The organism is Neohoeflea coraliihabitans, from assembly GCF_019334345.1.
GTDB classification, from domain to species: Bacteria; Pseudomonadota; Alphaproteobacteria; order Rhizobiales; family Rhizobiaceae; genus Pseudohoeflea; species Pseudohoeflea coraliihabitans.
Map to the genome: position 1 here is coordinate 1,223,027 of NZ_JAHWQX010000001.1, position 12,889 is coordinate 1,235,915.

At 63.4% G+C, this 12,889-nt stretch carries 13 protein-coding genes; 6 read left to right on the forward strand and 7 right to left on the reverse strand.

The features are described from left to right. Positions 1-22: 22 nt before the first annotated feature. On the reverse strand, positions 23-751 hold the full coding sequence (locus KY465_RS05815; protein WP_219200647.1) for a uroporphyrinogen-III synthase: 729 nt from the start codon (positions 749-751) through the stop codon (positions 23-25). A 15-nt stretch (positions 752-766) separates the two neighbouring features. Further along, the gene (gene hemC, locus KY465_RS05820; RefSeq protein ID WP_219200649.1) at positions 767-1,696 is read right to left on the reverse strand and encodes a hydroxymethylbilane synthase; all 930 of its coding nucleotides are present in this window, start codon (positions 1,694-1,696) and stop codon (positions 767-769) included. A 78-nt stretch (positions 1,697-1,774) separates the two neighbouring features. Here hemC and tsaD point away from each other — a divergent pair, with 78 nt between their 5' ends. From tsaD to KY465_RS05840, 4 genes are read left to right on the forward strand one after another with little or no spacing between them, the layout of a single operon-like run. Continuing rightward, positions 1,775-2,872, forward strand: a complete 1,098-nt coding sequence (gene tsaD / locus KY465_RS05825) for a tRNA (adenosine(37)-N6)-threonylcarbamoyltransferase complex transferase subunit TsaD (RefSeq protein ID WP_346432598.1) — start codon at positions 1,775-1,777, stop codon at positions 2,870-2,872. Positions 2,873-2,885: 13 nt separating this feature from the next. Continuing rightward, on the forward strand, positions 2,886-3,887 hold the full coding sequence (locus tag KY465_RS05830) for an NAD(P)H-dependent glycerol-3-phosphate dehydrogenase (RefSeq protein ID WP_219200653.1): 1,002 nt from the start codon (positions 2,886-2,888) through the stop codon (positions 3,885-3,887). A 33-nt stretch (positions 3,888-3,920) separates the two neighbouring features. Then, positions 3,921-4,358, forward strand: a complete 438-nt coding sequence (locus KY465_RS05835; RefSeq protein ID WP_219200654.1) for an EVE domain-containing protein — start codon at positions 3,921-3,923, stop codon at positions 4,356-4,358. 46 nt (positions 4,359-4,404) lie between these two features. Further along, positions 4,405-5,076, forward strand: a complete 672-nt coding sequence (locus KY465_RS05840; RefSeq protein ID WP_219200787.1) for a class I SAM-dependent methyltransferase — start codon at positions 4,405-4,407, stop codon at positions 5,074-5,076. Between the two features lie 18 nt (positions 5,077-5,094). On the opposite strand, the gene KY465_RS05845 is transcribed toward KY465_RS05840, so the two are convergent. Then, complete coding sequence (locus KY465_RS05845; protein WP_255561439.1) at positions 5,095-5,646, reverse strand: L,D-transpeptidase family protein; 552 nt, start codon at positions 5,644-5,646, stop codon at positions 5,095-5,097. A gap of 158 nt (positions 5,647-5,804) precedes the next feature. Between KY465_RS05845 and KY465_RS05850 the strand changes: the two genes are divergently transcribed. Then, positions 5,805-6,488 carry a response regulator transcription factor gene (locus KY465_RS05850; RefSeq protein WP_219200656.1) on the forward strand — a complete coding sequence of 228 codons (684 nt, stop codon included), beginning with the start codon at positions 5,805-5,807 and terminating at the stop codon, positions 6,486-6,488. Positions 6,489-6,534: 46 nt separating this feature from the next. Continuing rightward, entirely contained in the window at positions 6,535-6,990 is a 456-nt protein-coding gene (locus KY465_RS05855; RefSeq protein ID WP_219200658.1) for a cyclic nucleotide-binding domain-containing protein, read from the forward strand. Between the two features lie 37 nt (positions 6,991-7,027). On the opposite strand, the gene KY465_RS05860 is transcribed toward KY465_RS05855, so the two are convergent. The 4 genes from KY465_RS05860 to KY465_RS05875 form a co-directional block, all read right to left on the reverse strand. Continuing rightward, a complete protein-coding gene (locus tag KY465_RS05860; RefSeq protein WP_219200660.1) occupies positions 7,028-7,840 on the reverse strand; it encodes an exodeoxyribonuclease III in 813 nt (270 codons plus the stop codon). A gap of 120 nt (positions 7,841-7,960) precedes the next feature. Beyond that, positions 7,961-8,608: an outer membrane lipoprotein carrier protein LolA gene (locus KY465_RS05865; RefSeq protein WP_428982948.1), complete on the reverse strand. Its 648-nt coding sequence runs from the start codon at positions 8,606-8,608 to the stop codon at positions 7,961-7,963. 101 nt (positions 8,609-8,709) lie between these two features. Next, positions 8,710-11,352 carry a DNA translocase FtsK gene (locus KY465_RS05870; protein ID WP_219200664.1) on the reverse strand — a complete coding sequence of 881 codons (2,643 nt, stop codon included), beginning with the start codon at positions 11,350-11,352 and terminating at the stop codon, positions 8,710-8,712. A 207-nt stretch (positions 11,353-11,559) separates the two neighbouring features. Then, entirely contained in the window at positions 11,560-12,888 is a 1,329-nt protein-coding gene (locus KY465_RS05875) for an ammonium transporter (RefSeq protein ID WP_219200666.1), read from the reverse strand. Position 12,889: the final 1 nt, after the last annotated feature.

The following is a 12,889-nucleotide window of genomic DNA, read 5'->3' on the forward strand; positions in this document are numbered from 1 at the left end:
CGATCCTCGCAAGCTCGATAAATCAGCGCATCGATGCCAGACTTTCAAGCATCGATGTAGCACTGGGTGTTCCCGCACTCACTGTCCGACCGCGCCAGTGTGCGGGAAGAAAACGCGCCACGTCCTCGGAGATGCAGATCAGCCGCGGCTGAAACTCTGCGGAAGCAACGCTTTTGCCGGCAAACAGTTGCGTAAAGCGCCGCGCGGCGTTGGCAGAATAGAGCAGGATTACGGCGCAAGGAGCCGTATTCCTTACCTCATTCACATAGTCAGTCGAATAACTTATTTCCCGCATGCGGTAAACGACCGATGTCACGAGCGGTACACCGGCAGCTGCAAGATCTGCCTCGATATCCGGTTTGCGGGGCGACCCGGCCAGATAGTGCAGAGGCTGAGCGGCTGATACGCTGAGGCGGCCGGCATCGACATCTCTGCAGATCAGTTCCGCCAGGGAAGCTCCCGTGCCGTCTGCCACGCGCACATCGCGATACCCTCGCAAGGCAACAGCCTCCGCCGTCCCGGCGCCCACCGCATAGACGATTTCGACGTCACCTTGGCGCACGCTTCCGGCGAGCGGCAGGCGGTCTGCACCATTGCGGCTGCTCACCACCCGCGCGGAAAAATCGCGCTTGAGTGTTTCCGCCGGCAGCGCCTCGGATTCGACGGCGAACAGCGGCATCACGACCGGTTCAAAACCCAGCCCGCGCACCTGATCCGCGGTCTCCTGAGCCATTGGCTGCGGACGCGTCACCAGCACCCGCATCCCTCACACCCAACTTTCAAAGAAACGCGCCCCGGCGCGCGCCCGGATGTCCGATCCGGCGTCGCGTCCGATCTGCGCAGCAGCATCGCTGCGGCCATCCATGCGAACTTCATGCGCTGTCGCCCCGTCAGGGGTCAGCACCATGCCGTGAAAGATAAGGCTCGATCCGTCGAGAACGGCGTGCCCGGCGATCGGTGTGCGGCAAGAGCCGTCAAGCGTGGCGAGAAAAGCCCGCTCGCAGCCCAGCGCTGTGAAACTGTCCTGATGATTGATCGGCGCGAGAAACGCGCGCGTCGAATGATCTTCAAGGCGCGCCTCGATGCAGATCACCCCCTGCCCCGGCGCCGGGGGAAAACTGTCAGCGTCCAGAAGCTGCGTTGCCGTTTCCGGCCGGCCGAGTCGCCGCAGGCCGGCATAGGCAAGCAGGGTTGCATCGGCCTGTCCCTCGGCGAGCTTGCGCAACCGCGTTTCGACGCGGCCGCGAAAGCCGATGACCGTGATATCCGGCCGCAGGCGGCGCACCAGCGCCTGGCGGCGCAGCGAAGACGTTCCGACGACGGACCCGTGCGGCAGCGCGTCGAGCGTCGCGGCCGTCCGGCCGATGAACGCATCACGCACATCCTCGCGCGGCAGGCAGGCGACAATGCCGAGCCCCTCGGGAAGGCGGGTCGCCATGTCCTTCGACGAATGCACCGCGAAATCCAGCCGGCCATCGGCCAGTTGCGCCTCAAGCTCGAAGGTGAACAGGCCCTTGCCGCCGATCTCGGAAAGCGGCCGATCGGTGATCCGGTCCCCCATGGTCGAGAGAACCACGATCTCGAAAGCCTCGACCGGCAGCTGATGCGCCGCCATAAGCCGATCGCGCACTTCCTCGGCCTGCGCCAGCGCCAGCGGACTGCCTCGCGTTCCGATGCGGTAAGGTTTCATTTGCATGAGGTTCCGTCGATTGCTACCCGACTGAGACCTAATGCGCCGGAGGCCTTGGCGCAACCACGGGAACTGGAACAGATCGTGAGCGACCGCGAAACAACCATCCTCGGGATTGAAACGAGCTGCGACGAAACCGCCGCTGCCGTCGTTGCCCGTTCGCCGAAAGGCCAGGGCACAATTCGCGCCGATATCGTTTACAGCCAACTGGATCTGCACGCCGCCTATGGTGGCGTCGTGCCGGAGATCGCTGCCCGCAGCCATGTGTCTGTTCTTGATCGCCTGGTCAAGAAAGCCCTGGTCGAAGCCGACATTGAACTTTCCGCACTCGATGGAATCGCGGCAACAGCCGGGCCCGGCCTCGTCGGCGGCCTGATGGTCGGTCTGATGACCGGCAAGGCCCTCGCTCTGGTGACCGGTAAACCGCTCTATGCCATCAACCATCTCGAGGGGCATGCCCTGACCGCCCGGCTCACCGATGGGCTGAACTTTCCCTACTTGTTGCTGCTGGTCTCGGGCGGGCATACGCAGATCGTGCTGGTGCGCGGTGTTGGCGACTACCGCCGCTGGGGCACAACCATCGATGACGCGCTCGGCGAGGCCTTCGACAAGACGGCCAAATTGCTGGACCTGCCCTATCCGGGCGGACCCGCCGTCGAGCGGGCCGCAACGAGCGGCGATCCCGGCCGCTTCCCCTTGCCGGTTCCCCTGAAGGGGACAGCTGAGCCAAATTTTTCCTTCTCCGGCCTCAAGACGGCGGTACGCCAGGCAGCCGAGGCCGCTGCGCCTCTGAGCGACCAGGATGTCAGCGATCTCTGTGCCGCGTTCCAGCGGGCGGTCTGCCGCAGCCTTGCTGACCGTATGCAAATCGCCCTGCGGCGCTTCCGCTCTCAGTATCCCGAATGCACGCAGCCGGCCTTGGTGATCGCCGGCGGCGTCGCGGCCAACACGGCATTGCGCACCACGCTCGATGCATGCGCATCAGGCGCCGGCTTTCGCCTTGTCGCGCCGCCAATCGCACTATGCACCGACAATGCGGCCATGATCGCCTGGGCGGCGGCCGAGCGCTTGGCCATCGGTCTGCCAGCCGATAGTCTGGATATTGCCCCGCGTGCGCGCTGGCCGCTCGACGAGAATGCGGCCGTGGCCCTCGGCCACGGCAAACGCGGCGCGAAGGTTTGAGGAGTGTCTGCCCATGAGCGACCGGTCGCGTCCGATTGCCATCTTCGGCGCCGGCGCCTTTGGCACCGCGCTGGCCTGTGTCCTGTCGGAGGATGGCACACCGGTCCACCTTTACGGGCGCGATGCCGCGGCGATGCGGAACATGCAGACCACGCGGCGCAATCCGCGCCTGCCGGGTATCACTTTGTCCGGCGGCATAGCGCCGATGGTGTGGCCGGCAGGGCCAATCGAGGCTCACACAATCCTGCTCGCGGTCCCCTCGGCCGCGCAGCTTGAGACGGCTGAACGCCTGCGCTCGATCTTGCCTGGCGGGGCGACGGTGGTGATGTGCGCCAAAGGCCTTGATCGCGACAGTGGCCGCACCCTGACCGATGGCCTCGCGCGTTTGCTGCCGGACAACCCGCTTGCCGTTCTGTCCGGACCGGGATTTGCCGCCGACATTGCCGCCGGCCTTCCCACTGCCATGACCCTGGCCGCCTCCACCGAGACGGAGGCGGAAACCGTTGCCGGCAGACTGTCACGAAAAAGCTTCCGCCTTTATGCCACCAACGACATGGTCGGCGTGCAACTTGGAGGCGCGCTGAAAAATGTCCTGGCCATTGCCGCCGGCGTCGTCATTGGAGCCGGCCTTGGCGACAGCGCCCGCGCCGCGCTGATTGCCCGCGGTCTTGCCGAATTGACGCGCTTCGTAGTGGCCTGCGGCGGCCGCCCGGATACGGCCGCTGGTCTATCCGGCCTTGGCGACCTCGTCCTGACGGCGACCAGCACGCAGTCACGCAATTACCGCTATGGCATCGCCATCGGACACGGCGAGCCACCTGCGAACGCCGGCACCGGCGCCGAACTGCTGGTCGAGGGCGCGGCTGCTGCGATCACGGCTGCCCGTGCCGCCCGCGCCCTGTCGGTCGCCATGCCGATCACCGATGCCGTGGCAGCCATCGCCGAGGGCACCGCTGACGTGCCGACCATCATTGACCGTCTCTTGTCGCGCCCCTTGCGCCGGGAAACCTCTTGACGCTAAACCCGGCGCAGAAAACAGGGAGTGATCATGGCATACTGGCTGTTCAAGTCCGAACCTTTCAAGTGGTCTTGGGAGCAACAGAAAGCGCGCGGCAAGGCCGGTGAGCAGTGGGACGGGGTGCGCAACTACCAGGCACGCAACAATATGCGCGCCATGCAGCTCGGCGACCTCGGCTTCTTCTACCATTCCAATGTCGGGCTGGAGGTCGTCGGCATTGTCGAGATCTGCGCTCTCGCGCATCCGGACAGCACCACGGACGATCCGCGCTGGGAGTGTGTCGACATACGTGCCGTCCAGGACATGCCAGATCCGGTCAGCCTCAAGGACGTCAAGGCCAATCCGAAGCTGGAGAACATGGCGCTCGTCACCTCGATGCGCCTCTCCGTGCAGCCGGTCAGCGAGGCGGAATATCTGGAAGTCTGCCGCATGGGCGGCCTCGATCAGCCGCCGCGTGCCGGTGGGTGAACGGCCGTCCGGCAGCGCCTCGCCCGGCAGCGAGTCGCAAGAGAACCTGACCGCTTTGCGACCAGGAACCGATTTCGAGACTTTCATCCGCGAAAATACTGCAATTCTGGCACCGCCGCATGTGCCTGAGCTGCGATTGCATCTCGCCGATGAAGCGCATGATCTGTGGCACCGCACTGCGGAGGAACTCGGGGCGCTCGGTCTGCCCCCACCCTTCTGGGCTTTCGCATGGGCCGGCGGCCAGGGGCTGGCGCGCCATATCCTGGCCGAGCCGCATTGGGTCCGTGGCCAGCGCGTGCTCGATTTTGCCGCCGGATCGGGTCTCGTCGGCATCGCCGCTGCCAAGGCCGGGGCTGCATCGGTCACAGCGGTTGATATCGACCCCTTTGCCATCACCGCCATCGGCCTCAACGCTGACCTCAATGACGTCGAGATGCAAACGAGCAGCATCGATCTTCTTGGCGATAATCCGGATACCGAAATGCCCTTTGATGTCATCCTGGCCGGTGATATCTGGTATGATCGCCAGATGAGCGATCAGGTCACGCCCTGGCTGCGTTGCCGCGTCCGCAACGGCGCCACCGTGCTGGTCGGCGACCCCGGTCGCGCCTATCGGCCGACAGACAATCTGCGCCGTCTGGCGCTGTATGAGGTCCCGGTCTCGCGGGCGCTGGAGGATAGCGAAGTCAAGCGCACCGCCGTCTGGCAGGTTCTCTAAGGCCCAAGGCCCGGCGGTTCAGCTGCGGCGCACCAGGAACCGCGCCCCGCGGCCCACATGTGGTAGCAGACGGATCAGATCGCGCTCGCGAAAGGCAATGCAACCTTGCGTTGGCGGGAAGCCGGGCTTTGCGACATGCACGAAGATCGCACTGCCTGCACCGCGCCGCCGCTGGCGAAAATTCCAATCAACGACCAGCACGAAATTGTACAGACAGTCCTCGCGCAGCAATTTCTCGTGACTGGCCGCAAAGGGAAGTCGCACCGGCCGGTTGTAGGCCGCATGACCCGGTGCATCACACCAGCCATCACCACGCCCGGTACGGTGCAGCTCCACCCGCGCAGGAGCGATGGCTTTGTAACCGCCCTTGCGGAACCCTGACAGCACCTCGAGAGAGCCGATCGGCGTTGCCCCATCCCCCTCCCTCTTGAAGGCGGTCATCCCGCCGATACCCAACGCGGCATCAAGGGTGAGCGGTCCGAAGCGGACATGCGCGCGACGCGGATCCAGCGGCGAAGGTCGTATCGCCAGCACCGCCCTGCTGCGCTTGCGCGGTGATTTTCCCCTCATGTCTGCCCCGACGATCTCACAACCTTGTGCCTTGTATGTTATCCATTTGCGATGAATAGCACTTTGCCTGCGCCGATAAACTGCCTAAACAGAACGGCAAGCTTTCAAGGCGCGGCAATCGGAGCGATTGACCCAAGAAACAGCATGGGAACAGCCGGATGACAGCTCGCACTATTCTAATTGTCGATGACGACGACGATCTGCGTGACACGCTGATCGAGCAGCTCTCCCTCTACGAGGAATTTACCCTGCTGTCCGAGAGTTCGGCGACGCGCGGCATTCAGACGGCCCGTGCCAATACCATCGACATTCTCATCATGGATGTCGGCCTGCCGGACATGGACGGCCGTGAGGCGGTGAAACTGCTGCGCAAGAGCGGGTTCAAGGTGCCGATCATCATGCTGACGGGCCATGACACGGATTCCGATACCATTCTCGGACTTGAAGCCGGCGCCAATGATTATGTCAGCAAGCCGTTCCGCTTTGCCGTGCTGCTGGCTCGGATCCGCGCTCAGCTTCGCCAGCATGAACACAGTGAAGATGCCACCTTCGTCATCGGACCTTATACGTTCAAGCCAAGCCAGAAGCTGCTTGTCGATGAAAAGGGCGGCAAGATCCGATTGACCGAAAAGGAATCGGCGATCATCCGCTACCTGTACCGCGCCGACCAGAAGGTCGTGACCCGTGACACGCTCCTCGAGGAAGTCTGGGGCTACAATTCCGGCGTTACCACGCATACGCTGGAAACCCACGTCTATCGCCTGCGCCAGAAGATCGAGGCCGATCCGGCCAATGCCGAGATCCTTGTCACCGAGAGCGGCGGCTACAAGATTGTCCCGTGATCGAGTGCCGCAGCCTCGCGCAGCGACCTGAGGAGGTCATGATCAAATGGCATTGAATGAAGACATGGAACTTCTGCGGCAGGTCGTTCTCCTCGACACCCTCGGCGAGGAGAAGCTCAGGCTGATCGCCTTCGGCGCCGAGCGCCGTCCGTTCAAGCCGGGCGAGGCCCTGTTTCGCGAGGGGGCCGCGGCCGACGACGCCTATGTGGTTGCCAGCGGCACAGTCGCCCTCAGCCGCAAGACCCGCGATGGGGACAGGATGGTGGAAACGGCAACCACCGGCGCCCTGCTCGGCGAACTTGCACTGTTCACGCCCGTCAAACGCGCCATGACCGCGACCGCCACCGACGCGGTTGAAGTCTTGCGTATCAGCCGGCCGCTCTTTCAGCGCATTCTCGAGGAATACCCGGACCTTGCCGAGGTGCTGCGCCAGCGCATTGCCGGCAATCTGCAGCGCATCAGCAAGGATCTCGGCAGGATCGCGCATCGCTTCAAGGACTGAGCCGCGCCCCACGCACCGGCGCGCTTAGCCGGCTAACTCAGAACAAGAAGCGCGCCGTTACCGGCACATGATCCGACGGACGCTCCCAGCCGCGCGCCTCGCGCAACACCTCGATGGACCGCAGATGTCCCGACAGGTCGGCAGAGGACCAGATATGGTCAAGCCGCCGTCCGCGATCGGTCTGCTGCCAATCGCGTGCGCGATAGCTCCACCAGGTGAACAGCTTCTCCTGCGGCGGTACATGCCGGCGCATCAGATCCACCCAGGCGCCGTCCATCTGCAGCGCATTCAGCGTCTCGGTTTCCACCGGCGTATGGCTGACAACCCGCAGCAATTGCTTGTGCGACCACACGTCGGTCTCAAGCGGCGCGATATTCAGATCACCGACCAGGATAGAAGAGATCCCGCTCGCCCGCTCTGCCTCTGAATGCAGGGCGCGCATTTCAGCGAGAAAGTCCAGCTTGTGGGCAAATTTCGGGTTGATCGCGCGATCCGGCTCGTCGCCGCCGGCCGGCACATAGAAATTGTGCAGCCGGATTTTTGGCCCGTTGGGTGGGGCCACGACGGCGCAGACATGCCGCGAATCGCCCTTGCCGCAATAATCGCGCCGCGCCTCGTCATCGAGCGGCAGCCGCGACAGGATCGCCACCCCATGATAGCCCTTCTGACCGTGAATCGCCGCATGCTCATAGCCGAGCTTGCGAAATGCAGCCAGCGGGAAGGCGTCATTGGGACACTTGGTTTCCTGCAGACACAGAACATCAGGCTGATGCGTTTTCAGAAAGCTCGCGACCAGCGGCATGCGCAGCCGCACCGAATTGATGTTCCAGGTGGTCAGGGAAAAAGTCACGCAAGCGGCTCCGATAGGGACGGTCCCTTTTGCGCAACGGCCAGCCGCAGTTCAAGCGGTCATTCCGCACCATCCCATCAAAGATCAAAGACACGCGAAGCGGCGCCAAGCACGCCGCGCTTAGCGCAACGTCGTCTTTTTGCGCACTTCATCATAGGGGATCTTGAACACGCTCGGATCAAACGCCACGCCTTGCTTGACGTTGTAGATCATCACCGACGTGTCCTTGCCCTGGGCGTCGCGTATCGTCCACTGCCGCAGTTCGAAGCTTTTCGGATCGAACATCATCGAAATCGTCGAATTGCCGAAGACGCTGCGGTCGCCGAGGACGATGGTCAGAAGATCCGGCTCTTCCTTGATCGACTTGACCTGGCTCTTGCTCAGATCAATGCGGTTTGACAACAACAGCTTCAGCGGGGTGCTCGACAGCGGATAAAGTTCCCAGGTCTTCAGCTTGGAATTGCCAACCACCACTGCCTTGCCGTCGGAAATGACGCGAACGCTCGAGGGGGCTTCGTAATTGAAGCGCAGCTTGCCTGGACGGCTGAGGAAGAACTTGCCACCCGTCTGCTCGCCACGCGGTCCGAACTGCACGAACTCGCCCGTCATGCTTTTCACCGATGAGAAATGATCGGCAATGCGCTGCGCCGCCTGGGCACCTTGCGCCTGTGCCGGACTGCTGGCAACCATGCCGAGCCCTGCGCCGCCGATCGCCAGCGCGCCGCTCGCGAAACCGAAGCCGAGCAGTCCGCGGCGGGACAGCTGCATCTTGATATGCCTGTCGGATGTCTTTGCCGTTGTCATGGAATGCGGTCTCCTTTTGCCTTTTCCTGCCGGTCAAGTACGGCGGCATTAGGGCTTGGCAACCCCTATTGTGGCATGATGTCGTCTTCGGTCGGCACTAGGATCTCGCGTTTGCCCGCATGATTGGCCGGGCCGATGACCCCTTCCTGTTCCATCCGCTCGATCAGCGAGGCGGCCCTGTTGTAGCCGATGCCAAGACGCCGCTGGATATAGGAGGTCGAGGCCTTGCCATCGCGCAGCACCACGGCCACCGCCTGGTCGTAGGGATCGTCGGATTCCGCCAGATTGCCGGTTCCTGCCGGACCGCCGCCATCATCACCTTCCTCGTCATCCTCGGTGATCGCGTCGAGATATTCCGGTACGCCCTGCGATTTCAGGTAGGAGACGACATCCTCCACCTCCTTGTCGGAGACGAAGGGTCCGTGCACGCGCTGCACCCGGCCGCCTCCGGGCATGTACAGCATGTCGCCCATGCCGAGCAGCTGTTCGGCGCCCTGTTCGCCGAGAATCGTCCGCGAATCGATCTTCGACGTCACCTGGAACGAGATGCGTGTCGGGAAATTGGCCTTGATCGTTCCGGTGATGACATCGACCGACGGCCGTTGCGTCGCCATGATGACGTGAATGCCGGCCGCGCGCGCCATCTGTGCCAAACGTTGCACGGCGCCCTCGATGTCCTTTCCGGCCACCATCATCAGATCGGCCATTTCGTCGATGATGACGACGATGAATGGCATCGGCTCGAGATCGAATTCCTCTGTCTCGTAGATCGCCTCGCCTGTCTCGCGGTCAAAACCGGTCTGCACGGTGCGGGTGATGGGATCGCCCTTGGACAGGGCCTGTCCAACGCGCTGGTTGAACCCCTCGATGTTGCGCACACCGATCTTCGACATTTTCTTGTAGCGCTCTTCCATCTCGCGGACGGTCCATTTCAGCGCGACAACCGCCTTTTTCGGATCGGTCACCACCGGCGACAGCAGATGCGGAATGCCATCATACACCGACAGTTCAAGCATTTTCGGATCGATCATGATCAAACGGCACTGTGCCGGGTCGAGCCGGTAGAGAAGCGACAGGATCATCGTGTTGATCGCCACGGACTTGCCTGACCCGGTCGTGCCCGCCACCAGCAGATGCGGCATCTTCGCCAGATCGGCAATCACCGCCTCGCCGCCGATCGTCTTGCCCAGCGTCAGGGCCAGCTTCGCCTTCGATGCTTCGAAATTGCGGCTCGCCACCAGTTCGCGCAGGTAAACCGTTTCCCGCTTCTCATTCGGCAGTTCGATGCCAATCGCGTTGCGGCCCGGAACCACCGCGACGCGCGCCGCGATGGCGCTCATCGAACGCGCAATGTCGTCGGCCAGCCCGATCACCCGCGATGATTTGATCCCGGGGGCCGGCTCGAGTTCGTACAGCGTCACGACCGGGCCGGGGCGCACATGGATAATTTCGCCTTTGACCCCGAAATCTTCCAGCACGCCTTCCAGCATGCGGGCATTCTGTTCGAGCGCTTCCGGCGACAAGGTGACATCCTTGACGACGCTCTTGGCCTCTGAAAGCAGGTGCAATGAAGGCAGGGAAAAGTCCTGGTCCTCGAGCAGCGAGGTCTGCGCCTCGCGCTGCAGCCGCGAGCCCGGTTGCGGCCGCTCTGCCGGCGGAATCACCCGAGGCCCGCCGGCCGCCGGACCCCCTGCAGATGCCGCCCCGCTTGCCGCTTGCGCCGGGCGCCTTTGTGGCTCCCAACCCGCCGCCACCTCGGCCACATCGTCAGAAAGAATACCATCGGGAAGCCGCTGTGCTTCTGTATCGAACGGCGCATCGTCATCGCATCCGGCGCGTTCATCGTCGAATTGCGGCTCCTGGCGCGCCGAGATTGTGGTGCGCCCGGCAGGACCCTGCTGCAGCCAGCGATCGGTGGTATCCACCGGTGTAACGAAATCGGCCTCTGCCAGATCGAGCGGATCCTCTGGCCGTGCACGCCGCCGGCGCGGCCCGAGCCCACTCAGCCGCCGCAACCGCGCCCGCGTCGTGTACCAGACATGCGCAACCGCGCCCAGCACCGCGAGCCCCCTCTCACGGTCCTCCGCCACAGCTTCGCCCTCATCCCGCAGGTCCTGACCGTCCGCAAAGGCGGCGCGGCCGATCAGCCCGGCGCCGAAAAGCAGCAGCCAACCGGTCGGCGCTAGCAGGGCGCCCGCCACCAGAAAGGCATAGAGGCCACTCGGGAAACCGCCAGAAAACACGCCGGGGATCTTCAGCGCCATGTCACCAAGCACGCCCCCGAGACCGTTCGGCAGCGGCCATGCATTGCTTGTTGGCATCAGGCCGAAAAACGCCGAGGCCAGCCAGGCGCCGCCAAACCACGCGGCAGCGCGGCGCGGCATCCGGTCGGCAGGCCGGTTGCGGATCAACGCCAGGCCGAGAAACAGCGCGGGCACCAGCCCGACCACTCCGCCAAGACCGAAAAACTGCATGATCAGATCGGCAAAGCTTGCCCCGGCATGGCCGAGCGCATTGGTGGGTTCGGCGCCATTGGCGTGCGAGAAGCTTGGATCATTGACGTTCCAGGTGGCCAGCGCCAGGGCCGCGAACCCCAGCCCGGCAAAGATGGCGATGCCGCCGACATAACGCAGTTGCCGGCGGATAAGCGCCGACATCGGGTCGTCCTGGTTGCGTGTGGAGCTCAGGGCGGAGGTACCTGTCTGCATGATCATCTGTGTCCGGTTCATTCCTCTCGATGCGAAGTGGACGCACCGATCCGGCAGAACCCTAACGTCATCCGGGTTAATGGCCCTTTAACCATGCGGGCACGGTTCGCTCTCGGTCCCGCAAGCACCCCACAAAAAAGGGCCCGGCAGCTGCCGGGCCCTTCATGTCTGCTTTTCAGCCGTAGCAACGCCTGGGTGGCGTAAAGACTACTGCGCGAACTCCGGATAGGCTTCGACGCCAACTTCCGCCTTGTCGAGACCAAGCCGCTCCTGTTCCGGCGAGACGCGGATGCCGATCGCCGCCTTCAGCACGGCCCACACGACGAGCGCGCAGACGACCGTGAAGACACCATAGGCAACGACCCCGATAAACTGGGTGACGAGCGAGGCATCGGCATTGGTCCAGGCGACAACCAGTGTTCCCCAGATGCCGGCGAAAAGGTGCACCGGAATGGCACCGACCACATCGTCAATCTTCAGCTTGTCGAGAAGCGGCACGGTAAAGATGACGATCGCCGCGCCAATGCCGCCGATCACCACCGATTGCCAGATGGCAGGAGCCAGTGGCTCAGCGGTAATCGACACCAGCCCGGCAAGTGCGCCGTTGAGCACCATCGTCACGTCGACCTTCTTGTACATCACGGCCAGCAACACCATTGCCGTGACCACGCCGCCGGCGGCAGCCATATTGGTGTTCACGAAGATGCGCGACACGTCCGACACATCGGCAATCGTGCCCATGGCCAGCTGCGACGCACCGTTGAAGCCGAACCAGCCGAGCCACAGGATAAACGTTCCGAGCGTTGCCAGCGGGATCGATGAACCCGGCATCGGCACGACACGGCCATTGACATATTTGCCGTCACGCGCACCGAGCAGGAATGCACCCGCCAGAGCGGCCCAGCCGCCGACCGAATGCACCAGAGTCGAGCCGGCGAAGTCGGAGAAGCCCATCTCCGAAAGCCAGCCGCCGCCCCACTGCCAGGATCCGGCAATCGGATAGATGAAGCCGGTCAGCATCACCACGAAAACCATGAAAGGCAACAGCTTGATCCGCTCGGCCAATGTGCCCGAGACGATGGAAGCGGCGGTGGCAACGAAGACCATCTGGAAGAACCAGTCCGAGGCCGTCGAATAGCCGGTATCGAGCGCGTCGCCCCCCACCGGATCGAGCGCGTAGCCCAGCGAGAACGAGCCGATGTAACCACCATCGACCCCCGAATACATCAGGTTGTAGCCGATGATCCAATACATCAGCCCTGCGACGGCAAACAGTGCGATGTTCTTGAGCGATTGCATGGAGACGTTCTTGGAACGGACCAGCCCGGCTTCCAGCATGGCAAACCCGGCTGCCATCCACATCACGAGGAAGCCGCCGATGAGAAACAGCAGCGTGTTGAAAATGTAGGAGACCTGCGCCCCCACGGCCGCGGCTTCTGTTGCGGCCTCGGCTTCCTGTGCAAAGACCGGCAGCGCCGATGCCGTCACGGCCGCAAGTGCCAGCGAGCCGCCGGCCAGAATTTTTCTGAATGTCATG

What these genes read in the sequence shown, in the direction of transcription:
- hemC (WP_219200649.1), bottom strand. Translation starts at nt 1,696, where the DNA reads ATGCAAATGAAACCTTACCGCATCGGAACGCGAGGCAGTCCGCTGGCG.
- KY465_RS05830 (WP_219200653.1), top strand. Translation starts at nt 2,886, where the DNA reads ATGAGCGACCGGTCGCGTCCGATTGCCATCTTCGGCGCCGGCGCCTTT.
- KY465_RS05835 (WP_219200654.1), top strand. Translation starts at nt 3,921, where the DNA reads ATGGCATACTGGCTGTTCAAGTCCGAACCTTTCAAGTGGTCTTGGGAG.
- KY465_RS05845 (WP_255561439.1), bottom strand. Translation starts at nt 5,646, where the DNA reads ATGAGGGGAAAATCACCGCGCAAGCGCAGCAGGGCGGTGCTGGCGATA.
- KY465_RS05850 (WP_219200656.1), top strand. Translation starts at nt 5,805, where the DNA reads ATGACAGCTCGCACTATTCTAATTGTCGATGACGACGACGATCTGCGT.
- KY465_RS05855 (WP_219200658.1), top strand. Translation starts at nt 6,535, where the DNA reads ATGGCATTGAATGAAGACATGGAACTTCTGCGGCAGGTCGTTCTCCTC.
- KY465_RS05865 (WP_428982948.1), bottom strand. Translation starts at nt 8,608, where the DNA reads ATGCAGCTGTCCCGCCGCGGACTGCTCGGCTTCGGTTTCGCGAGCGGC.
- KY465_RS05870 (WP_219200664.1), bottom strand. Translation starts at nt 11,352, where the DNA reads ATGCAGACAGGTACCTCCGCCCTGAGCTCCACACGCAACCAGGACGAC.
- KY465_RS05875 (WP_219200666.1), bottom strand. Translation starts at nt 12,888, where the DNA reads ATGACATTCAGAAAAATTCTGGCCGGCGGCTCGCTGGCACTTGCGGCC.